The 21,851-nt window shown below is 74.8% G+C and carries 20 protein-coding genes; 17 read left to right on the plus strand and 3 right to left on the minus strand.

What is annotated here, in order from left to right; genetic code table 11:
- From ACWGB8_RS30830 to ACWGB8_RS30865, 8 genes are all read left to right on the plus strand, one after another.
- Positions 1-230 (plus strand): pirin-like C-terminal cupin domain-containing protein (locus ACWGB8_RS30830; RefSeq protein WP_452216900.1); only part of this gene is annotated, 230 nt, incomplete at its 5' end.
- Between the two features lie 778 nt (positions 231-1,008).
- Positions 1,009-2,247 (plus strand): cytochrome P450, encoded by a 1,239-nt coding sequence (locus tag ACWGB8_RS30835; protein ID WP_452216901.1) that lies wholly within the window; start codon positions 1,009-1,011, stop codon positions 2,245-2,247.
- Positions 2,248-2,302: 55 nt separating this feature from the next.
- Positions 2,303-2,695 carry a nuclear transport factor 2 family protein gene (locus ACWGB8_RS30840; protein ID WP_452216902.1) on the plus strand — a complete coding sequence of 131 codons (393 nt, stop codon included), beginning with the start codon at positions 2,303-2,305 and terminating at the stop codon, positions 2,693-2,695.
- A gap of 86 nt (positions 2,696-2,781) precedes the next feature.
- Positions 2,782-4,782 carry an ATP-binding protein gene (locus ACWGB8_RS30845; RefSeq protein ID WP_452216903.1) on the plus strand — a complete coding sequence of 667 codons (2,001 nt, stop codon included), beginning with the start codon at positions 2,782-2,784 and terminating at the stop codon, positions 4,780-4,782.
- A 215-nt stretch (positions 4,783-4,997) separates the two neighbouring features.
- Positions 4,998-6,530, plus strand: coding sequence for an MFS transporter (locus ACWGB8_RS30850; RefSeq protein WP_452216904.1), 1,533 nt, complete (start codon positions 4,998-5,000; stop codon positions 6,528-6,530).
- 89 nt (positions 6,531-6,619) lie between these two features.
- Positions 6,620-7,975 carry a carotenoid oxygenase family protein gene (locus tag ACWGB8_RS30855; RefSeq protein ID WP_452216905.1) on the plus strand — a complete coding sequence of 452 codons (1,356 nt, stop codon included), beginning with the start codon at positions 6,620-6,622 and terminating at the stop codon, positions 7,973-7,975.
- Positions 7,976-8,029: 54 nt separating this feature from the next.
- Positions 8,030-8,542, plus strand: coding sequence for a nuclear transport factor 2 family protein (locus tag ACWGB8_RS30860; RefSeq protein ID WP_452216906.1), 513 nt, complete (start codon positions 8,030-8,032; stop codon positions 8,540-8,542).
- A gap of 243 nt (positions 8,543-8,785) precedes the next feature.
- Positions 8,786-10,288, plus strand: coding sequence for a SulP family inorganic anion transporter (locus ACWGB8_RS30865; protein WP_452216907.1), 1,503 nt, complete (start codon positions 8,786-8,788; stop codon positions 10,286-10,288).
- Positions 10,289-10,394: 106 nt separating this feature from the next.
- Here ACWGB8_RS30865 and ACWGB8_RS30870 read toward each other — a convergent pair whose 3' ends face one another.
- Positions 10,395-11,438 (minus strand): SDR family NAD(P)-dependent oxidoreductase, encoded by a 1,044-nt coding sequence (locus ACWGB8_RS30870; RefSeq protein WP_452216908.1) that lies wholly within the window; start codon positions 11,436-11,438, stop codon positions 10,395-10,397.
- 251 nt (positions 11,439-11,689) lie between these two features.
- Between ACWGB8_RS30870 and ACWGB8_RS30875 the strand changes: the two genes are divergently transcribed.
- The 5 genes from ACWGB8_RS30875 to ACWGB8_RS30895 all read left to right on the plus strand — a co-directional run bounded on the left by ACWGB8_RS30875 (position 11,690) and on the right by ACWGB8_RS30895 (position 14,680).
- Entirely contained in the window at positions 11,690-12,187 is a 498-nt protein-coding gene (locus ACWGB8_RS30875; RefSeq protein ID WP_452216909.1) for a hypothetical protein, read from the plus strand.
- 176 nt (positions 12,188-12,363) lie between these two features.
- A complete protein-coding gene (locus tag ACWGB8_RS30880; RefSeq protein ID WP_452216910.1) occupies positions 12,364-12,837 on the plus strand; it encodes a hemerythrin domain-containing protein in 474 nt (157 codons plus the stop codon).
- Positions 12,824-13,135, plus strand: a complete 312-nt coding sequence (locus tag ACWGB8_RS30885) for a DUF6296 family protein (RefSeq protein ID WP_452216911.1) — start codon at positions 12,824-12,826, stop codon at positions 13,133-13,135. Before ACWGB8_RS30880 ends, ACWGB8_RS30885 begins: the two co-directional genes overlap by 14 nt.
- A gap of 178 nt (positions 13,136-13,313) precedes the next feature.
- On the plus strand, positions 13,314-14,267 hold the full coding sequence (locus tag ACWGB8_RS30890; RefSeq protein WP_452216912.1) for an NmrA/HSCARG family protein: 954 nt from the start codon (positions 13,314-13,316) through the stop codon (positions 14,265-14,267).
- A 203-nt stretch (positions 14,268-14,470) separates the two neighbouring features.
- Positions 14,471-14,680: a DUF4287 domain-containing protein gene (locus ACWGB8_RS30895; protein ID WP_452216913.1), complete on the plus strand. Its 210-nt coding sequence runs from the start codon at positions 14,471-14,473 to the stop codon at positions 14,678-14,680.
- A gap of 65 nt (positions 14,681-14,745) precedes the next feature.
- Here ACWGB8_RS30895 and ACWGB8_RS30900 read toward each other — a convergent pair whose 3' ends face one another.
- Together ACWGB8_RS30900 and ACWGB8_RS30905 are read right to left on the minus strand one after the other, a co-directional pair.
- Positions 14,746-15,216, minus strand: coding sequence for an SRPBCC family protein (locus ACWGB8_RS30900; RefSeq protein ID WP_452216914.1), 471 nt, complete (start codon positions 15,214-15,216; stop codon positions 14,746-14,748).
- Between the two features lie 194 nt (positions 15,217-15,410).
- On the minus strand, positions 15,411-17,297 hold the full coding sequence (locus ACWGB8_RS30905; protein ID WP_452216915.1) for a potassium channel family protein: 1,887 nt from the start codon (positions 17,295-17,297) through the stop codon (positions 15,411-15,413).
- Positions 17,298-17,449: 152 nt separating this feature from the next.
- On the opposite strand from ACWGB8_RS30905, the gene ACWGB8_RS30910 reads away from it, so the two are divergent.
- From ACWGB8_RS30910 to ACWGB8_RS30925, 4 genes are all read left to right on the plus strand, one after another.
- Positions 17,450-18,676 carry an RNA-guided endonuclease InsQ/TnpB family protein gene (locus ACWGB8_RS30910; RefSeq protein ID WP_452216916.1) on the plus strand — a complete coding sequence of 409 codons (1,227 nt, stop codon included), beginning with the start codon at positions 17,450-17,452 and terminating at the stop codon, positions 18,674-18,676.
- Positions 18,677-19,208: 532 nt separating this feature from the next.
- Entirely contained in the window at positions 19,209-19,352 is a 144-nt protein-coding gene (locus ACWGB8_RS30915) for a hypothetical protein (RefSeq protein WP_452216917.1), read from the plus strand.
- Between the two features lie 307 nt (positions 19,353-19,659).
- Entirely contained in the window at positions 19,660-20,709 is a 1,050-nt protein-coding gene (locus tag ACWGB8_RS30920) for a PucR family transcriptional regulator (protein WP_452216918.1), read from the plus strand.
- Positions 20,710-21,216: 507 nt separating this feature from the next.
- Positions 21,217-21,615 carry a hypothetical protein gene (locus tag ACWGB8_RS30925; RefSeq protein ID WP_452216919.1) on the plus strand — a complete coding sequence of 133 codons (399 nt, stop codon included), beginning with the start codon at positions 21,217-21,219 and terminating at the stop codon, positions 21,613-21,615.
- Positions 21,616-21,851 lie beyond the last annotated feature (236 nt).

Raw genomic sequence — 21,851 nt, forward strand, 5'->3', positions numbered from 1 at the left:
TCCACGCCCGCACCGACGCCACCCTCCTCCTCCTCGGCGGCACCCCCTTCGACGAGAAACTCGTCATGTGGTGGAACTTCATCGGCCGCACCGGCCAGGAGATCGCCCAGGCCCGCACCGACTGGGAGACGGGCACGCGCTTCGGCCAGGTCCACGGCTACGACGGCCCCCGCCTGAACGCCCCGGAGCTCCCCGCCACACCCCTCAAGGCCCGCGGCCGCCAACGCTGACCGCGGTGAGGGAGCCTTGGCCAACGCTTGGGCGAGGAGCGGGGAACCGGTCGGCCGGGGAGGGGCGGGCGGCGTCCGCGGCGGCGCCGGGGGTGCGGATGCCGACGCATGGCTCATAAGCCGGTCGGCAACTGGGCTTCTCTGTCGCAGCTTTGACGCTGCCTGGTTTGACGTTTCATCAGATGGGCGCGCCCGTGTGTCGCTCGGGCGGCGGGTGCGCCGAACCTCGGAACGCACAGGCCCTGTCGCGCTCGCGCACGTTTCGATCACTTGTCCCGGGCTGGTTGGTTGGGCCAAGGGCCGGACGCGGCGGGGCCGTTGGGGCGTCGGGCTATAGTGCCCACGACAATTGCCGCGGACGGTTCGGCGTGCGTCCACCCCTGGCGGTGGGCGGCATCGGCTGCCTCGACGGAGGAACCGAACAACGGTGCGCAGAGTGCGAGTTGCCCGACCGGTCACGGCGCGCAACCCGGCGCGCCACCGTTCGGGCACGATGCGCCGGGTCGCGAGCGGCCGCCTCCGCCGCAGGGGTGCGAGCAGGGTCCGGTGCGTCCCGCCGGTCGGCCGAACTCCCCTTCCCCCGGCGGATCCCGGCCCCGGTCGGCGGAGGACCCGGCCCCAGCTGCCGCCGGCCTGAGCGCCGGGCAGCGCACCCGGCCCCGCCCCGCTCGGAGCCGTTCACCGTCACCGCGATCCCGTCACCGCCATTCCGTCACCCCGGCTGTCATCCCGGCGCCCCCTGATCCGCCGGGTTCTCCCGAGAGGCCCGCCCCGCCCCATGGTCGATCCCCGATTCAGCGTTCTGTCCGAGGAGTTCGCCGCCGATCCCTACCGGCACTTCGGCCGGCTGCGGGAGCAGTCGCCGGTGCACTACGAGCCGGCGGTCGACAGCTGGTTCCTCTCCCGGCACCGGGACGTGCGGCGGGTGCTGACCGACCACGAGGCGTTCAGCACCGCGATGCTGCAGGTGCGGGCGGAGCCGGTGATGGGCGGGCCGGTGCTGGCGCAGATGACCGGGGCCGAGCACACCGCCAAACGGAAGATCGTCGTTCGGGGGTTCACCGGCTCGGCGCTGGAGGAGCAGGTGCGGGCGATCCGGGTCAACGCCGCCGAACTGCTCGCCCCCTTCCTGCCCCGCGGACGGCTGGACCTCGTCAACGACTTCGGCCGGCCCTTCGCCGTCCGGGTCGCGCTGGACGTGCTCGGACTGGACCGGGACGACTGGTCCGAGGTCGCCGAACGGCTCGCCGGAGTCGGCGAGTTCATCACCACCATCGCCCTGACCGAGGAGCGCCGCCGGGCCTGCCTGGACCTCGCCCTCCAGTTGGAGGCGTACCTCGCGCCGGTCGTCGAGGAGCGCCGCCGACGGCCCGGCCGGGACCTGATATCGACGCTCTGCACGGCCGAGCACGACGGCGTCGCGATGACCACCCGCGAGGTCACCGCGCTGATCGTCAACATCCTGGTGGCCGCCGTCGAACCCGCCGACAAGACTCTCGGCCTGCTGTTCAAGCACCTGATCGACCACCCCGGGCAGCTCGCGGACGTCCGCCGCGACCCGGGCCTGCTGCCCGCCGCCATCGCCGAGACCCTGCGGTACACCCCGCCCGTCCAACTCGTGCCCCGCCGGGCGGAGCAGGACGCCGAGTTCGCGGGCACCGTCGTCCCGGCGGGCGCCACCGTCTTCTGCATGATCGGCGCGGCCAACCGCGACCCGGAGGCGTTCGCGGCGCCGGACACCTTCGACCTGCACCGCCAGGACCTGGGCACCGCCCGGTCCTTCACCGCCGCCGCCCAGCACCTGGCCTTCGGCACCGGGCTCCACCAGTGCGTCGGTGCGGCCTTCGCCCGCGCCGAGATCGAGACCGTGGCGGCGCTGCTGCTGCCGCTGCTCGACCAGGTCCGCCACAGCCCCGGCTCCCGGTACCGGGAAACCGGCCTGTACACCCGCGGCCCCGCCGAGCTGCCGCTGGAGTTCACGCCCGTCCCGGACGGCACCGGCCCCGGCGGCCGCTGACCGCCACCACGCCCACCGCGGCACGACCCCACCGCCCCTCCGGGAGAGGACCAGGATGACCCCGACCGACATCGCACGAGCCCTCGACGACCTGCTGTTCGACCCGGTCCCCGACCTCGACGAGGCCGTCGACCGGCACTTCGCCCCCGACTACCGCCAGCGCACCAACGGCGTGTGGAGCGACCGCGCGGGCTTCGTCCGGCACATGACCCGCCTGCGCACCCTGGTCCGCAGCGGAAGCGTCGAGGTCCACGACGAACTGCGCGACGGCCTGCGCTACGCCGACCGCCACACCGTCACCATCACCCAGCACAACGGCCGCACCTCCCGCACCGAGGTGTACCTCTTCGCCCGACTCGCCCCGGACGGGCGCTTCCAGTGCGTCGAGGAGACCACCCTCCTGGTCGACGGCAACGACGAGGACCGCGACCTGCCGTCCGTCCACTGACACCTGGCACCGGATACCCGGCACCGGACGCGCCGGGCCGCACACCCGGGCGCGCCCGGTGCCGCACACACGAGGAGGGAAGCCCCATGGCGTCCGTCGGTGAGCGACTGCGCAGTGCACGGGTCCAGGCCTTCGTCGGCCGGGACGAGGAACTCGGGTGCTTCGCCCGGGCGTTGGCCGGTGACCCCGAGGCGCCGTTCGCGTTCTACGTGTTCGGGCCGGGCGGCATCGGCAAGTCGACACTGCTGCGCCGCCTAGCGGACGGCGCCCGGGCGGCCGGGCGGACCCCGCTGGAACTGGACGGCCGCTTCGTGAGCCGGGACCCGGCCGACTTCGAGCGGACCGCCGCGCCCCTGCTGGACACGCCCGGCACGATCCTGTTCGTCGACTCCTTCGAGCACTGCCAGTGGCTGGAGAACTGGCTGTGGCAGCGCTTCCTGCCCCGCGCCGCCGAGCACACCCTGGTGGTCCTGGCGGGCCGGCTCGCCCCGCAGCCCCAGTGGAGCGCCGACCCCGCCTGGGCCGGCCTGCTGGACGTCCGCGAGCTGGAACCGTTCTCCGAGGACCAGGCCAGGACCCTGCTGGCCACGGCACAGGTGCTGCCCCAACTGCGCGAGCGGGTCCTGCGCTTCGCCGGCGGCAACCCCCTGGCCCTGTCCCTCGCCGCCGCCGCCAGGGAGGCCGACTGGACCCGGGAGGGCGTCTGGGCCCCCTCCGCCGACGTCCTGCGCACCCTGCTGTCGGGCCTGATCGGCGAGGTGCCGACACCCGCCCACCGCCGCGCCCTGGAGGTGGCCGCCCAGGCCTACTCGACGTCCGAGGAACTGCTCGCCGCCGTCCTGCCCGAGGAGGACGCCCACCTGCTCTTCGCCTGGCTCCGCGACCTGCCCTTCATGGAGCCCACCCACCGCGGCCTCCACCCGCACGACGCCGCCCGCGAGACCCTGGCCGCCGACCTGCGCTGGCGCGCCCCCAACGCCTTCGTGACGATGCGCCACCGGCTCGCCGAGGAGTACCTGCGCCTGCTGCGCGAGGCCCCCGAGGAACGGGTCTGGACGGTCACCGACGAACTCTTCCACCTCTTCCGGGAGCACGAACTCATCGCCCGCCTGCGCACCTGGTCCCGCGAGGACGAGGTCCACGACCGGCCGCTCGACCCCGCCGACCTCGACGCCGTCCTGCGGATGGCCGCGGAGACCGAGGGCCCGGCCTCCGCCGAACTGGTCCGCTACTGGGCGCAGCGCCAGCCGCAGGCCTTCAGCGTCTACCGCCTGGTCGGCACCGGCCGGATCGTGGCGTTCACCGCCCGCCTCGCCCTGCCCGCCCCCGCCGACCCCGAGGACCTCGCCACCGACCCCGTCGTCCGGGCCGCCTGGGAGTACACCGACGCCACCGATCCGGTACGGCCCGGCGAACACATCGGCATCAGCCGCTTCACCGTCTACCCCGAGCGGTACCAGGTGCCCTCGCGGGTCATCGACCTGAGCAGCTCCCGCGCCCAGGCCGAATCCGCCCGGGCCCGCGGCCGCGCCTACGGCTTCGCCGTCTGGCAGGACGCCGAGACCTGGGCCGCACGCGTCGGCGGCACCCTCGTCGACACCGGCGCCCGACCGCGGGTCGGCGCCCACACCTACGGCGTGTTCGGCGTCGACTGGCGCCGGGTGCCCGTCGAGACCTGGCTGCGCCACTTCATGTCGGCCACCCCCGTGCCCGTCCAGGCCGGGCCCGCCGGCAGCTCGCGCACCGCCTTCGACCACTCCGTGCGCGAGGCGCTGACGCACTGGCGCGACCCCGCCGCGTTCGCCGCCTGCGCCCTGCTGCGCACCCGGCTGGCCGCGGACCTCGACGACCCCGTGGGCGAGCTGCGCGCCCTGCTGCGCCGGGCCGTGGACGACCTCGCCGCCGATCCGCGCGGCGTACGCGCCCGCGATGCCCTCGCGGCGGGCCACTTCTCCGGCGCGCCCACCCAGGAGGCCGCCGCCCGCCGGCTGGGACTGCCGTACGGCACCTACCGGCGCCACCTGCGCCAGGGCCTGGACCTGCTCTGCGCGGCGCTCTGGCAGCAGGAGCTGCACGGCGGCCGCTGAGCTGGTCCCGTCGCCGGCGTCCGTCGCTCGGTCCGGTGGCGGGTGGACGGCCGGGCGGGCGCCGGGTCGGTGGCGGCTGGGCGCAGGGCCGGTGACCGGTCGTCGACGAGTGCGCAGACGGCCGCTGACGGGTGGACAGGTGCGGACAGCAGTGGACAGGGCCCGCGCCCGTCCGGTCTGGCAGGTGGACAGCGACCCGGCGGAGTCTGTGCGGCATGAACGTTGCACGCACGCAGACGGAGCCGGCCGGGGAGCCGGGAGCGGGCCGCGACGGCCCCGTACCCACCCGGTCCGCCCCGGCCGCCCGGACCGCTTCACCCGGGGCGGCGCTCGCCGCGCTCGCCGCGGCCCAGTTCACCGTCATGCTCGCCACCTCGATCGTCAACGTGGCACTGCCGCAGATCCGGGCCGGCGTCGGCCTCTCCGACGGCGCGATCACCTGGGTGGTCAACGCCTACGGTCTGGCGTTCGGGGCGCTGCTGCCGGCCGGCGGCCGGGCGGCCGACCTGCTCGGCCGCCGCCGGGTCCTGCTCGCCGGACTCGCCCTGTTCGCCGCGTCCTCGCTGGCGGCGGGCCTGGCCACCGACCCGGCCGCGCTGATCGCCGCCCGGTCCGTCCAGGGCCTCGCCGCCGCGGCCATCGCCCCGGCCGCGCTCGCCCTGGCGATGGCACAGTTCTCCACCGGCCCCGGGCGCGGCAAGGCTCTCGGCGTGTGGGGCGCCGTCTCCGGCGCGGGCGGCGCCGGCGGCGTCCTGCTGGGCGGGCTGCTCACCCAGGCCTGGGGCTGGCCCTGGATCTTCCATGCGGTCGCCCTCGGGTCGGCGCTGGTACTGGCCGCGGTCGCCGTCCTGGTACCCGCACCCGGACCGAGGACCGCGGCCGCGGGTACGGGCGGCCGGTTCGACCTGCTCGGCACCACCACCGTCACCCTCGCCCTGACCTGTCTGGTCTGGGGCCTGACCACCGCCCGCGGCACCGGCTGGAGCGACGCCGGGGTCCTCGGCGCCCTGGGCGCGGCCGCCGTCCTCCTCGCCGCGTTCGCCGCGATCGAACTCCGCCGACCGAACGCGCTGGTCCCGCCCCGGCTGCTCACCACCGGCCGGGTCGCCACCGGCAACCTGCTGATGGCCCTGCTCGGGTCCGTGTGGATCGCCCTGTTCTTCTTCCTCCCGCTCTACCAGCAACAGGTCCTCGGCTCCGGCCCCTTGGCCACCGGAGCGGGCCAACTCCCGCTCGCCGCAGCCAATATGCTCGGCGCCACCCTGGCACCCCGGCTCGCCCGGCGGTTCGGCCCGACCACCACCGTGGTCGCCGCCCTGCTCACCGAGGCCGCCGGCCTGCTCTGGCTGGCAGGCATCAGGGCCGACGGCAGCTACCCCGTCGACATCCTCGGCCCGAGCATCCTGGTCGGCCTGGGCCTCGGCGTCGCCTTCGTCCAACTCACCGCCCTCGCCGTGGACGGCGTCCCGCCCCAGGACTCCGGAGTCGCCGGGGGACTCGTCAACACCACCCGCCAGGTCGGCGGCGCGGTCGGCCTCGCCGCGCTCACCACCCTCGCCGGCTCCGTCACCGCCCGCAGGGCCGCCGACGCGCCCCACCTGGAGGCCCTCACCGCCGGCTACCGGGCCGCCTTCGCCGTCTCGGCCGCGGTCCTGACCGCCACCGCACTCCTCGCGCTGCTGCTCACCCGCCGCGCCGCCGGCCGGGAGCCCGCGACCCCCGCGGCCGGGGCGCCGCCGGCACCGTAGCCCGACCCCGACCCGCGGCCGACCTGGGCCCCGCGACCCACGACCGCCCCCCATCCCCGACTTCTGACAGCACCGAAAGGAAACCCGCCATGAGCACCGCCAAGCCCCCGTACCTGACCGGCCACTTCACCCCCGTCGCCGACGAGCTCACCGCCACCGGCCTCACCGTCGAGGGCACCCTGCCGCCCGAGCTGACCGGCCGCCTGATCCGCAACGGCCACAACCCCAAGCCCGGCATCACGCCCACCCACTGGTTCAAGGGCAGCGGCATGGTCCACGGCATCCGGCTGAACCAGGGCCGCGCCGAGTGGTACCGCAACCGCTGGGTCCGGACCCCCGCCCTCGACGGCGCCCCCTACCTGACCGAGCACGGCCCCGACCTCACCGCCAGCGCCGCTGGCACCCACGTCATCGAGCACGCCGGCCGCCTGCTCGCCCTGTGCGAGGCCAACCTGCCGTACGAGCTCACCCCCGAACTCGACACCGTCGGCCCGTACGACTTCGGCGGCACGCTGCGCACCGCGATGACCGCCCACCCCAAGGAGGACCCGGCGACGGGCGAACTGCACTTCTTCGGGTCCTCGCCCGTGCCGCCGTTCCTGACGTACCACGTCGCCGACGCCAAGGGCACGATCCTCCGGAGCGCCGAGGTGCCCGGAGCGACCGGCGCGCTCAAGCACGACTTCGCCATCACCCGCGGCCACGTGGTCTTCATCGAGGGCAACGTCGCCCTCGACCCCACCGACCACTCCGGCATCCCCTACGGCTGGAGCGACCGGCAGCCCGCCCGCATCGGGATCATGCCGCGCGGGGCCGACGGGGACCGCGGCATCCGCTGGTTCTCCATCGAGCCCGGCAACATGCTGCACGTCGCCAACGCCTACGAGGACGGGCAGGGCCGCATCGTCCTGGAGGGCCCCACCGTGGACCGCGAGGGCTTCCGGCTCTCCTGGAACTGGTGGATCGGCGCCCCCGGCCGCGGCAGCGAGCCCGTCGCCCGCTCCTACACCCGCCGCTGGGTGGTCGACCTGGTGTCCGGCAGCGTCGACGAGCAGATCATCGACGACCTGCCGGTGGAGTTCCCCACCCTCAACGAGGCGTACCTCGGCGCCGAGAACCGCTACCAGTACGCCGTCTCCTTCCCCGACGAGCAGGGCCACGGCGGCTACGGCGTCGTCAAGTACGACCGGGTCACCGGCGCCCGCCGGATCCGCCGGGTCGGCGACGCCCGGATGCCGAGCGAGGCCGTCTTCGTCCCCGCCGCCGGAGCAACCGGCGAGGACGACGGCTACCTGCTCACCGTCGTCTCCGACCTCAAGCAGGACGCCTCCCAGCTGCTGGTCCTCGACGCGTCCGGCCTCGACCACGTCGCCGTCGTCCACCTGCCCCACCGGGTGGGCGCCGGACTCCACGGCTCCTGGATCCCCGGCACCGACCCCCGCTGACCCGCCTCCCAGCGCCCACCCGCCCACCAACCCGTACCCCGAAGGAACCCGACGATGTCCCGCCTCCCGCGCGCCGCGGCCGCCCTCGCCACCCTGGCCGCCGCCGCCACCCTCACCGCCGCACCCGCCTCCGCGGCCCCCGCCGACCGGGACGCCGCCCGCCGCCCGGCCGCGACCATCGCCGCCTGGGCCTGCGCCTGGAACGGCAGCGACCCCCGGGCGCTCGGCGCCCTGTTCACCGCCGACGGCACCTACACCGACCTCGCCGTCGGCCTCACCTTCCACGGCCGGCAGGAGATCTCCGGCTGGAAGGCCCGCGCCGACCGGCTCATCGACGGCGTCCACGTCACCGTCCGCGCCACCCACCGCACGGGCACCCGGATCACCGTGGAGACCACCTACGCCGGCCACCTCAAGGGCGCACCCGAGCCCTTCGCCGTGCCGATGACCACCCGCCTCGACCTCGACGCCCGCGGCCGCATCACCGCCGACCAGGACCACTACAGCCTCGCCGCCGTCCTCACCCAGTCCGGCCTCCCCGCCGACTGGACCCCGCCCACCCCCTGACCCGCCCCCACCCCGAACCCCCCGGCCGACGGCAGCCCACCCCCCTGCCGCCGGCCGGGGCCGCGCCGCGACCCGGTCGACCCCGCCCCGGGCGGCGGCGGGGCAGGGGACGGGGAGGTAGAGTTTTCGGCTGCGTGGCGGACCGCTGGTGTTTCCTCGCCGTCGAGGGGCTCCGGGTGGTGCGCGGGGCTGTGGCGGGCTGCGCGTTCCCCCCCGTTCCCGAGCACGACAGGTCCGACCGTCTTGCAGACTGCCCCACTCACCGCTGTTGCGCGCCTGCGCGGAATCCGGCCCGACTGGGTGCGGGATCCGCGGGTCTGGCGCACCGAGATCCTGGGCGGCCTGGTGGTCGCGCTGGCACTGATCCCCGAGGCGATCGCGTTCTCGGTGATCGCCGGGGTGGATCCGAGGATCGGGCTGTTCTCGTCCGTGACCATGGCGGTGGTGATCGCGGTGGTCGGCGGGCGGCGGGCGATGATCTCGGCGGCTACGGGGGCCGTGGCGCTGGTGGTCGGGCCGCTGAACCGGGAGCACGGCTTCGGGTACCTGGTGGCGGCGGTGATCCTGGGCGGGGTGTTCCAGATCGTGCTGGGGCTGCTGGGGGTGGCGAAGCTGCTGCGCTTCGTGCCGCGCTCGGTGATGGTCGGCTTCGTGAACGCGCTGGCGATCCTGGTCTTCGTGGCGCAGGTCTCGGAGATGGCGCACGTGCCGTGGCCGGCGTACCTGCTGCTGGGCGGCGGGCTGGTGCTGATGGTGCTGCTGCCGAGGCTGACGGCGGTGGTGCCCGCGCCGCTGGTGTCGGTGGCGGTGCTGACCGCGATCACCGCCGGGGCCGGGATCGCGGTGCCGACCGTCGGGGACAAGGGCGAACTGCTGTCCTCGATACCGGCGCCGGGCCTGCCGGACGTGCCGTTCACCCCGGAGGCGCTGGCCGTGGTCGCCCCGTACGCGCTGGCGATGGCGCTGGTCGGGCTGATGGAGTCGCTGATGACGGCGCGGATCGTCGACGACCTCACCGACACCCGCTCCGACAAGACCCGGGAGTCGGTCGGCCAGGGGGTGGCCAACATCGTCACCGGGCTCTTCGGTGGCATGGGCGGCTGCGCGATGATCGGGCAGACCATGATCAACGTGAAGGTGTCCGGCGCCCGCACCCGGCTGTCGACCTTCCTCGCGGGCGCCTTCCTGCTGGTGCTCTGCCTGGCCCTCGGACCGGTCGTGTCGGAGATCCCGATGGCCGCGCTGATCGCCGTGATGGTGACGGTCTGCTTCGCGCAGTTCGACTGGCACTCGGTGGCCCCGCGGACGCTGAAGCGGCTGCCGGCCGGGGAGAGTGCGGTCATGGTGATCACCGTGGTCTGCGTCGTCGCCACCGACAACCTCGCGGTCGGCGTGGTAATCGGCTCGATCTCCGCGATGGCGGTGTTCGCCAAGCGGGTCGCCCACCTGGTGGCGGTCACCGCGGTCACCGACCCGGACGGCGGCCGGGTCGTCTACACCGTGACCGGCGCGCTGTTCTTCGCCGCCAGCAACGAGCTCGCCGAACGGTTCGACTACGCGAACGACCCGGCCGAGGTGGTCGTCGACCTGACCCACGCGCACATCTGGGACGCCTCCTCGGTCGCCGTCCTGGACGCCGTCACCGCCAAGTACGCGCAGCGGGGCAAGACCGTGGCGATCGTCGGCCTCAACCCGCACAGCGCGCGCATCCACCGGACCCTGAGCGGCGAACTCGCGGGCCACTGACCGGCGGTGCCGGCCGCCGGGGTGCGGGGGCCGCGCCCCGGGTCTGAGCGCGGGCTCGGGGCTCAGGGGCGGGCGAGGGCTCAGGGGCGGGCGAGGCCGGCGGGGGTCAGTGCTGCCGGCGGTCCGGGGCGGGGGAGCCCGTGGCCGGGGCCGGTTCGTTGTGCCGCCGACCGGCCCGGCGGCCGAGGGCGGTCAGCCGGTCGACCGGGCCGCCCGGACGGTGCCTGGCCGCCGCGCCCGCCCCGGGCACACCGTGCTCGGGCGCGCCCCCGGCAGCCGGCAGCAGCCGGGCGGCCAGCCCGAGCACCCGGCCGGTGGTGGCGGGGGCGATCCCGTGGGCCAGCACGGCGGCCTTGGCGGGCGGTGTCAGGACCAGTTCGCGGCGGCCGCGTTCGACCGCCCGGACGATGCGGCGGGCCGCCCGTCCGGCGTCCATGGAGAGCAGCGGCAGCGAGGCCGCCGGGGCGAACCACGCGTACTCGCGCCCGGGCTGGCCGGTGAACTCGGCGGCGGTGGGCGAGCCGGTGCGCATCAGCCCCGGCAGCACCGTGGTGACCCGGATGCCGTGCTGCGACAGTTCGGCGGCCAGCCCCTCGGAGAGGCCGGTGAGCGCGAACTTGGCCGCCACGTACGGCAGCAGGTGGGGTGCGGCGACCCGGCCGCCGATCGAGGAGATCATGACGATCGAGCCGGAGCCGCGGGCCCGCATCGACGGCAGCACCGCCTGGACCAGCCGCAGCGGTGCCATCGCCATCAGCTCGTGGGCGCGCCGGAAGTCCTCCTCCTGCATGGCCTCGACCGGGCCGACCTGGATCAGTCCGGCGTTGTTCACCAGCAGGTCCACCTCGGCGCCGAAGCGTCGGCGGACGGCCGTGAGCAGGTCGTTCGGCGCCTGCGGGTCCATCAGGTCGCAGGGCGTGCCGGCGACCGCGCCCGGCCGACCGGCCAGCTGCCGCACGGCCCGCTCCAGGGTGGTCCGGTCCCGGCCGCAGAGCATCACCCGGCAGCCCCGGTCGGCGAGTTCACCGGCGATCAGCAGGCCGAGGCCGCGCGAGGAGCCGGTGACCAGCGCGGTGCGTCCGGCGAGGTCGTTGCTGCGGTGCATGGGACTGCGGTGCGTGGAGCTGCGGTGCATGGGGCTGCGGTGCATGGGCCGCACACCTTTCGTTCGTCGAGGGGTGTCGGACGCGCCGGTGCGAGATGTCCGGCTCGGGGCGTACGGTCCGGGGTGTCCGGCCCGCCGCGTTCGGGTTCGGGCCGCCCGGCTCGGTCCGGTGTCCGGCTCGGGAATGCCCGGTCGGGGCGTCCCGGTGCTCCGGCGTGTGTCCGTCCGGCCCGCCGGCAAACCCGCGCGGACGCCACCGCGGGTTTGCCCCCGATGCACGGGGTAGGCGCGCACGCATGGAGGACTACGGACCCCCGGCCGACGACCGCTTCCGCGACGTGGACGCGTACGACCTGTGCGACGAGTGCGGCGAGGTCGTCGCCGGCGACGAGTTGATCAGCGCCCTGGTGGCCGATTCCTCCGCCCTGCACGCCGGCGATCCGGACCTGGACGGCAAGCGGGTCGTCATGGCCTGCTCGGTCGAGCACCTGGCCGTGCTGGTGGAGCAGTACCGCAGGCGCCCGTTCGTGCCCGAGGAACAGTGGGCCGGCAAGGTCTGCCGCGCTCTCGCCAGGTACGACGAGCCCGTGCCGCTCGGCATCGTGGCCGCGCTGAGCGGCCTCTCGGAGCAGCAGGCGCAGCTCGGCGTCGACTGGCACAACGCTCGCGCCCGCGCCTGGCAGGCCGAGTTCGGGGACGGTGCGGGAGGCGGGGACGAGGACGGGGACGGGGACGCGCCAGGCAGGGACGACGGGAACGGGAACGGCGACGGGGCGGGGCAGGACGAGCTCTGAGCAGCCGCAAGCGCGGCGGCCCGCCGCTGCGTGCGCCGGCCGAGCGGACTCCGGCCGCGGCAGCCCGGGACCGACCGGGTCACCGGCCCGCCGCCGGCCGTTTCCGCAGCCCGGGCGGGGGAAGGCGCGCGCCACCGACGGGAAGCACTGCCGGCGGGAAGCACTGGAGGTCCCTGATGGAAGCGATCGTCCTCCTCAAGGAGGACCACAAGACCGTCGAGAAGCTGTTCAAGGCGTTCGAGAAGGCCGAGGACACCGCGTACGCGGAGAAGAAGGAGATCGTCGACAAGGTGGTCGAGGAGCTGACCGCCCACGCGGTGATCGAGGAGGAGGTGTTCTACCCGGCGGCGCGCAAGGCCGCGCCGGAGACGGCCGACCACGTGCTGGAGAGCGTCGAGGAGCACCACGTGGTGGTGTGGATGCTCTCGGAACTGTCCGGTCTGGACCCGCAGGACGAGCGCTTCGACGCCAAGATGACCGTGCTGATGGAGAACGTGCGCCACCACGTCGAGGAGGAGGAGAAGGACTGGTTCCCCGAGGTCCGCAAGGCCATGGGGCGCAAGAGCCTGGTGGAGCTCGGTGAACGCCTCGCCGAGGCCAAGGAGAGCGCCACCCGGGACCCGCTGGAGGTGCCCAGTGCGAGCGAGTGAGCCGGGCCCGCCCCCGGTCGTCGCCGCTGCCGCCCCGTCGGCGCGGCTCGCCCGTCGCCTCCGGCGCTACGCCGTCGCCGTACCCGGCGGTGCGCCCGGCGCGCCCGGTACGCACGCCCGCGCGCGCACCGTCATCGTGCACCGGACGGACCGGATCGGACCCGCGGGCGAGCCCGTGTTCGAGGACGGCACCGGGCTGTTCTCCGTGCAGATCGACGGCGCGGTCGCCGAAGTCCTCACTGCTCCGGGCGGTCTGGCCCTGTTGCACCCGTGCCTGGAGGCCGTCCCCATGCCGTGAGCCGAGGACGCCCCAACCCTGCCCGGACCGGCCGTTTCCCGTCGGCGGACCCGGGCAGGCGCCGTGGCCGGAGCCGGAACGGAGATCCGGCGCAGGGATCGCGGCCCGGGGAACGCCGCCCGGTGCGCGGCCCGCGCGGCGCCGGCGGAAAGAGCGGACCGGAGAGCGGAGCGGGACCATGACCGGGAGCAGAGTGATCGCGGTGTGCGGCGCGACCGGACAGCAGGGCGGCGCCCTGGCACGTGCGGTGCTCGCCCGGCCCGACGAGCGGTTCACGGTGCGGGCGATCACCCGCAGACCCGACTCCGAGCCCGCGCGGGCCCTGGCGGAGCTGGGCGCGGAGGTCGTCCGGGCCGACATGGACGACGAACCGAGCCTCGCCCCGGCCTTCGAGGACGCGTACGGGGCGTTCCTGGTCACCAACTTCTGGGAGCACCTGTCCGCGCAGCGGGAGAAGGACCAGGCCGCCGCCCTGGCCCGGGCCGCCGGGCAGGCCGGGGTGCAGCACGCCGTGTGGTCGACCCTGGACGACACCCGCGCCTGCATCCCGCTCGACGACGACCGGATGCCCACCCTGCAGGGCTCGTACAAGGTCCCGCACTTCGACGCGAAGGCGGAGGCCGACCGGTACTTCCCGGAGGCGGGCGTGCCGACCACCTTCCTGCGCGCCACCTTCTACTGGGAGAACCTGCTGACCATGTTCGCCCCGCAGCGCGGCGAGGACGGCGCCCTGCAGCTGACCTTCCCGATGGGCAACAGCCGGCTCGCGGGCATCGCCGTCGAGGACATCGGACGGATCGCGATGGCCGTCCTCGACCGCGGTACCGACCTGATCGGCGCCGCCGTCAGCATCGCCGGTGAGCACCTGACGCTCGGCCGGATGGCCGAGATCCTGACCGAGACGGTCGGCACACCCGTCCGGTACCTGCCGATGACCCCGGACGCCTACCGCGCACTGGGCTTCGACGGGGCCGACGAGGCGGGCAACATGTTCCAGTACTACGCGGACTGCGAGGACCACTTCGTCGGTGCCCGCGATCTCGACGCGATCCGCGCCCTCGACCCCGACCTGCAGACCTTCGCCGACTGGACGGCCGCCCACCGCGACGAACTGCGCGCCGCCTGGACCTAGACGCCTGGACCCCGACGCCTGGACCCGGCCGTCGAAGTCCCGCTTGTCCCGGTAGCGGGCGAGCGCGTCGGTGGGGCCGCAGGATCGTTTAGTTCGGCTGAACGACCTTTGACGGAATGTGCGTTGATGCAGGTCAGGATGGGTGACAGGCTGGAGCCGTACCGAGCTCGGCACTCCGCCGACCGACCTCCGAGGAGCCCCGTATGGCCGGCACGTCCGACCCGTCCAGCTACTTCCCCTCGATCGAGAAGAAGTACGGCCGCCCGATCGCCGAATGGAAGGACCTCATCCGGTCCTCGCCGCTGACCAAGCACATGGAGCTCGTCGCCTGGCTCAAGACCGAGCACGGGCTCGGCCACGGCCACGCGAACGCCCTGGTGGCCCACACCCGCGCCGAGGACGCGGCGAGCTGAGAACCGGCGGAGCGGGCGGCGGGCGGCGGGCTGTGGCCGCCGGGCTGGGGCCGGTCGGTGACCGGTCAGCGGCCAGGGGTGCGCTCCACCGAGGCCGCGACGTCCGCGAGGTCCTTCGCGATGGCCTTCGCCACCGCCTTCGTCCCGAGGCGGCCCATCAACCGGGCCAGCAGGGGCGGCTTCCCGCCGTGCTGCGGACGGGCCGAGAAGATCATCGTCACGGTGGTCCGCCCCGGCGCCGTCTCGACCAGCCGGAACTCGGACACGTAGTGCATGCCGGAGTTGTCCGCTTCGGCGACGTAGCGCTGCGGCACCTCGCACGCCGTCACCCACATCTCCTCGGTCGCCGACTTGCCGAACATCCGCCGGGTCTCGCGCCAGCGGGTCCCCACGCCGAACGGGCCCGAGGAGAGCACCTCCACCGCGTCCACCCCGCTGAGGCGCTGCGGCATCGACCCCAGATCGGTCATCGCCGTCCAGACGCGCTCCACCGGCGCCGCCATCTCCCGTGCCACCGAAACCTCAGGCTGTCCCATACCGGCAGTCTCCCGCCTCGGCGCCTCCGGCGCGCGGCGGTGCGCGGGGTGGGGTGAGGCGGGGCGATGGGGGGCGTCGGCGCTCGGCGCGGCGGTGGGCGGTGGTGGGGGGAGGGGTCGGCGTCCGTGGTGCGGTGCGGCTCCGGATGTGGGGCGGTAGGAGGTGGGCGCCCCGCGGCGGTGGCCGGGAGCGGTCAGGCGTGCGGGGGGCCGGTGGTGGCGGCTTCGGCGGACGTGTCGGCCGGGGCCGGGGCCGGGCGGAGGAGGGTGGCGAGGCCCTCGCGGGTGGCGGCGAGGACGACGAGGTCGCCGTCCGAGAGCATGCGGTTGGCCGGGGGTTCCCAGAGGAGTTCGGAGGCCGCCGGGTGGGAGTGGGCGAGGTGCGGGGCGCGTTCGGCGGGGTCGGCCAGGTCGACGGCGAGGATGCGCCAGGCTCCGGCGCGGTGGGCCTCGGCGACGGTGCGGCCGGTCAGGTGCGGGTTGCCGGCCACCTCGACGGCGGCGACGAGCAGGACGCGCCGGCCGACAGCGATCGCGCCGACGACCTGCCGGCCCATCATCGCGGAGGCGAAGGAGGGGGCGGCGAGGAAGGAGACGCTGCGGCTGCGGGTGGTGGCGCCGGGGTAGGAGTCGCGCAGGGCCCGGTAGATGTCGAGCGCGAAGTCGTCGTCGAAGAGCCGCAGGACGGTGCGGATGCCGGGCCGGCACTCGCGGGCGTACAGGGTGGCCTCCAGGTTGCTGCTGTCGTCGCTGGTGAGTGCGAGCAGGGCGGAGGCGCGCTGGATGCGGGCCTCCTGGAGGACGCCCTCCTGGGTGGCGTCGCCGATGACCACCGGGACGCCGTACGCGCGGGCCTGGGCGATGCCGAGCGCGGACGGGTCGCTGTCGATGCAGACGACCGGGATGTCGAGTTCCCAGAGGTGTTCGAGGACGCGGCTGCCGACCCGGCCGAGGCCGATCAGCACGACGTGGCCGGCCAGCCGGCGCGGTGGCCGGCGCAGCAGGGAGGCGGCACGGAAGGTGCCGAGGGCCTCCAGGGTGACGGCGATCAGCAGGGGCATCAGCAGCATGCCGCTGATCGCGGAGAGGACCTGGAGCACCTTGCGGCCCCGGACGGCGTCCTCGGCGGGGTCGGCGATGCCGAGGACGTCGAGCAGGGCGAGCCAGACGGCGTACTGGGGGGAGAGCCCGGTGACGGCCCAGGTGACGGCGGCGAACGCGGTGACGAGGACGGTCAGGGCGGCGAGGGCCCAGCGCAGCCGGGGCGGGAAGACGGTGCCGAGCGGCATGCCGGCCAGTCCGGCGAGCCGGCGGCGGCGCCGGGGCGGCTGGTCGCGGCCGAGCAGTTCGAGGACGAGCCGGGGGGTCTGCTCCGGTACGGACTCCGGGTCGGGCAGCAGCTGGTCGGCGGGGTCGGGGTCGGCGGGGGCGGCGAGGACGCCGAGCAGGCGGCCCTGGAGTTCCCCGCCGGGGGCGAGTTCGGCGACCCGCAGCAGCCGGCCGTCGACGGGGACGACCTGGCTGCGGCCGGAGAGTGCGGCGGCGACCAGGGCGGGGGCGGCGGTCGCGGAGGTGGACAGCACGGTGGTGGACGCCTGGACGGCGGACGGCGCCCCGGGGGTGCGGGCGAGCGCGGCCCGGTCGAGGAGCTGTTCGACGCGGGCGCCGAGCCTGCGGTTGTAGACCCGGACGACCAGCCGCAGCCGCGGGTTGATCCGGCGGGCGCGCAGGGCGGCGTGGATGTTGGCCTGGTCGTTGTCGGAGGTCAGGGCGAGGGCCGCGGCCCGGGCGGTGCCGACGGCCGCGAGTGCGGCGGCGTCGGGTTCGGCGGCCTCCAGGATCCGCACCCGGGGGTCGGCGGCGGCGAGGGCGGCGAGCTGCGGCCCGTGGCCGCGGGCGGTGGAGGGGACGACCACGGTGACCCGCTGTCCGTAGAGGGTGGCGAGTTCCACGGCGAGCCGGTGGGTCAGGGCGTTGTCGCCGAAGACCACCATGTGCTCGTGCTCGTGCCGGGGCCCCTCCGCGGGCGGGCGGGGTGCGGCGGTCGCGGTGCTGCGCTGCGGCGGCAGGGCGGTGGTCATCCGAACCTCCAAGGAGACCCCGGCCTTCGGGCCTGGGAGGAATGGGACTTCCTGCGGAGCAGGGAGAGGGGCTGCGATTCGCCGTCAAGGCGGACCGCAGTGGCATGACGTGCGGATTTGATCGCCACCTGGTCTCTCGCTGGTTTGCGAGTGTGGCCACGGACCAGGTGAAGCGGGCGTTCAAGTACCGCTTCTACCCGACGGATGCGCAGGCGGCTGAGCTGTCGCGCACGTTCGGGTGTGTTCGCAAGGTGTACAACCTGGCGCTGGCGGCCCGCACCGAGGCGTGGACGCTGCGCCGGGAGCGGGTCGGCTACAACGCCACCTCCGCGCTGCTCACGGCGTGGAAGAGGACCCAGGATCTGGCCTATCTGTCCGAGGTCTCCTCCGTCCCGTTGCAGCAGACGCTGCGTCATCTGCAAGGGGCGTTCAAGAACTTCTGGGCGAAGCGGGCGAAGTACCCGACGTTCAAGTCCAGGAAGAAGTCCCGGAGGTCCGCCGAGTACACCACCAGCGGCTTCCGGTTCCGGGACGGCCGGCTCAGGCTGGCGAAGATGGCCGAACCACTCGACATCGTGTGGTCCCGGACCCTGCCGGAGGGGGCCGTGCCGTCCACGGTGACCGTGTCGCAGGACAGCGCGGGGCGCTGGTTCGTCTCGATGCTGTGCGAGGACCGTCCCTCGATGCCCGCGCCGGTCGACCACGCGGTCGGCATCGACGCGGGCATCACCACGCTGTTGACGCTCTCCACCGGCGAGAAGATCACCAACCCCAGGCACGAACGTAGGGACCGCGAACGCCTGGCCAAGGCCCAGCGCGAACTCGCCCGCAAGGCCAGGGGCGAGGGTTCGAACCGGGCGAAGGCCTGGCTGAAGGTCGGCCGGGTGCACGCCCGGATCGCCGACCGGCGCAGGGACTTCCTGCACAAGCTCACCACTCGACTCGTCCGCGAAAACCAAGTGGTCGTGATCGAGGACCTGGCCGTGGGGAACATGCTCAAGAACCGCAAGCTCTCCCGCGCCGTCGCGGACGCGAGCTGGAGCGAGCTGCGGTCGATGCTGGAGTACAAGGCCGGCTGGTACGGGCGCGAGGTGATCACCGTGGACCGGTGGTTCCCCTCGTCCAAGCTGTGCTCGGCCTGCGGCACCCTGCACGGCAGGATGCCGCTCGACGTCCGCGAGTGGACGTGCTGCGGCTGCGGGACGACCCACGATCGGGACGTCAACGCAGCGCGCAACATTCTGGCCGCCGGGCTGGCGGTCACAGCCTGTGGAGACGGTGTAGGACCTCAACGGAGCACTCCGGGCGGGCAGTCGTCGGTGAAGCAGGAAGTCGTCCCAGCACCCCGCGCACGTGGGGTGTCTCAGCCGCGAGGCTGAGGGGAATCCCCGTCCCTCCAGGGTGGGGAAGATGTCAAGGTGTCAGTCTGTCTCCCCGTGCAGGTGTGCGAGGGCAGTTCGCCCACAACCGGGGGTGTCGTCCGACGTGTCGTCACCGGCGCCCGGAACGCGGCGCTCCCAGCTCCGCCGTCGACGTCCCCACCCCCGTCGGGGACGTCCGCACGGGCCAGCCGGTGCTCGGGGATCATGGCAGCCGGGTGCGGGGCGGCGCATTGCCGTGATCCGGCAGTCTTCGCGGGCCCTGCATGCCGTCCCGGTACGCCCGGTGCCGGTGCGCGCGTGCGCGGGGCCGTCGGTCGGGCGGGCCGGGCGTCGTTCACGGCTGCTCGCTCCCGCCCGCTCCCGCCCGCTCCCGGTCGGGGCCGTTCGGGGGCGTCCTGTCCGGGTCGGGGGCCGTGCGGTAAAGTTCCGCCTCGGAGAATCGCTCTCCTGTGCGAGCGGACGGGGCGTCAGGCCCCCTCGGGCGTACCGGGAGCACCGGGCCCGGATGCCGGGACGAGGGGGGCGTGACATGGGACGGGACATCCGCACCACAGCCGTTCCAGCCGCCGACGCCGCACCCCGGCCGACCGTACGGCTGCCCAGAACGGCGCGCGTCGAGAACGCCGCGCGCGACGGCGTGCCCGATACCGACCCTGCCGCCGACCGCGCCTGACCGGGCGTCAGGCGTCTTCGGGGCCGACGACCGCCCCGTCCGGACCGCCCTGTCCGGACCGCTGCGCCCGCGCCCGTCACCTCCGCCCACCCCGCGGCCCCACCGGGCGCGCGCCGCCGACCGGATCGCGCCGACGCCGCGGGGTGCCGTCACCGCTGCCCGGAGCGCCACGCGCGAACCCCGTCCCCGACGCCGTCGGCCCGCGCCCGCCGACATCCCGAGGCCCCGACGCCCCGACATCCCGAGGCCCCGACGCCCCGACATCCCGACGCACCGACGCCGAACCGAACCGGAGGGACAACCGACCGTGCACGAGACTCCCCAGGACTTCCTCGACGGCTACCTCCAGCTCCTCGCCGACGCCTCCGCCACCGGCCGCCGCCTCACCCGCGCCGAACTGCAGCAGCGGCGCGAACTCGGAGCCAGAGCAGCAGCCGAGGGCCGCGGCTGGCGCCCGCTGATCCGCGAGCACCTCGCGGCCGGCCGCGCCGGCTGGCCCGGCGGGACCGCCCCGGACAGCGTCCTGGCCACCATCGAGGAGGCGATCGACGCCTTCGCCGGCGGCTACGAGCACGCCCAGCGTCTGATCGTCCGCCAGGAGGAGGTGGCGCGCCGCGAGTTCGTCGACGACCTGCTGCACGGGCGCGGCGACCCGGGCCGGCTCTCCGCCCGCGCGGAGCGGTTCGGCCTGCGGCTCTCCCGCTCCCACGCGGTGGCGGTGGCCGAGGGCCCCGCCAAGTACGACGAGACCGATCCCGTCCCGCGCCGGGTCGAGAGCGCCCTGTTCGGCCGCTTCGAGAACCGCCGCATCCTGTTCACCACCAAGGACGGCCGGATGGTCTGCATCGCCCCCGGCGACGCGGACGACATCCTGCGGCACTTCGCCGAACACGCCCACGCCGCCACTGACGGCGGGCAGGTCGCCGTCGGCCGGCCCCGGCCGGGCGCCGTCGGCATCGGCCACAGCTACGAGGAGGCGCTCAACGCCCTGGACGTCGCCACCCGGATGGGGCTCGACGACCCGCTCCTGCGCGCCGCCGACCTCCTGGTCTTCCCGGTCCTCGCCCGCGACCGGCAGGCCCTGGTCGACCTGGTGCGCAGCACCCTCGGCGCGCTGGAACAGGCCCGGGGCGGTGCCCGGCCGCTCCTCGACACCATGACCGCCTACTTCGACTCCGGCTGCGTGGTCGCCGAAACCGCCCGGCGGCTGTCGCTCAGCGTCCGGGCGACGACCTACCGGCTGACCCGGGTCCAGACCCTCACCGGCTGCGACCTGGCGAACCCGCTGCAGCGCTACAGCCTGCAGACCGCCGTGATCGGAGCCCGCCTGCTCGACTGGCCCGACCGCCCGCTGTAGGGCACCCTCGTCGCGGTTTCCGTGCGCCGGGGATGCCGCCCGCGCCGGTGCAGGGCAACGGAGGGGGCCGGAAGTCTGCCGGATCCTGGCAATGCGGGGGGCCCGCGGCGGATGGAATGATCATCGAGCGCAAGGGCACGGGCAACGGCGGGGCAGTGGCTCCCGTGGCCGGCCCCGGCATCCGAACCGTTCGGGCCGCCGCGCGGCCGCGCCGTCCGGGCGTCCCACCGTCCCGGCGCCCCTGGCGTCGCGGTGTTCCGGAGTCCTGGCGGCCGCAGTGGCCGCGTCCGATCGGCCGCGTCCGACGTTTCGTCACCGGCGTGCGGCGTGCGGCGTGCGGCGTGCGGCGTCCGGCGGGCCGCACCGTGCCGGGCCGGGACACGGCGCGGGCGTCCGTTCGTCCGCCTGCCCGCCGGTCCGCCCGTCCGCCGGCGCGCCCGCGCCGCCCGTCCGCACCACCGTGACCGGCCCGCCCCGGGGACGGTCCGACCGAGGAGGAACCGCAGCATGAACGCGCCGGTGTTCGCCATCCGCTACGACAACTGGTTCGTGCCGATCGCCTGGACGACCGGGCTCACCCGGCGCCGTTCCACCGTGACCCTGACCGCCGGGACCGTCGAGATCCGCATGGGGTGGGCGTTCCGCGCCGCCGTACCGCGCCGGTCCGTGCTGTCGGCCGGGCCCGACCGCCGCTCGGTGTTCGGGTGGGGGGTGCACGGTTTCGGCGGGTACTGGCTGGTCAACGGCTCCTCGCACGGGATCGTCGCGCTGGAGACCGCCCCGGACACCCGCTGCCGGGTGATGGGACTCCCGCTGCGCCTGCGCGAACTGCGGATCAGCCTCGACCGGCCCGACGACTTCCTGGCGGCCCTGGGCGCCGAGCGCGCCCGGCCGGGGCAGTCCTGACCGCGTCCGGGCACGACGCGTCCTGCCGCGGCACCTGCCGAGGCCCCGCTCCGACTCCCCCTGCCGCCCCTCCGACGACCTCGGGAGACTCCATGGACCGACCGAACCACGACCGCCGGCCGCAACCGGCCGACCCCTCGTCCCGGCTGAAATCGACTCCGTTGCCCGGGATCGGTGTCCGGTACGACCTGACGACGCGTGAGCACCGGAACGTGTCGGTGGTCGCGCATCGGGAC

Source organism: Kitasatospora sp. NPDC054939, assembly GCF_053610105.1.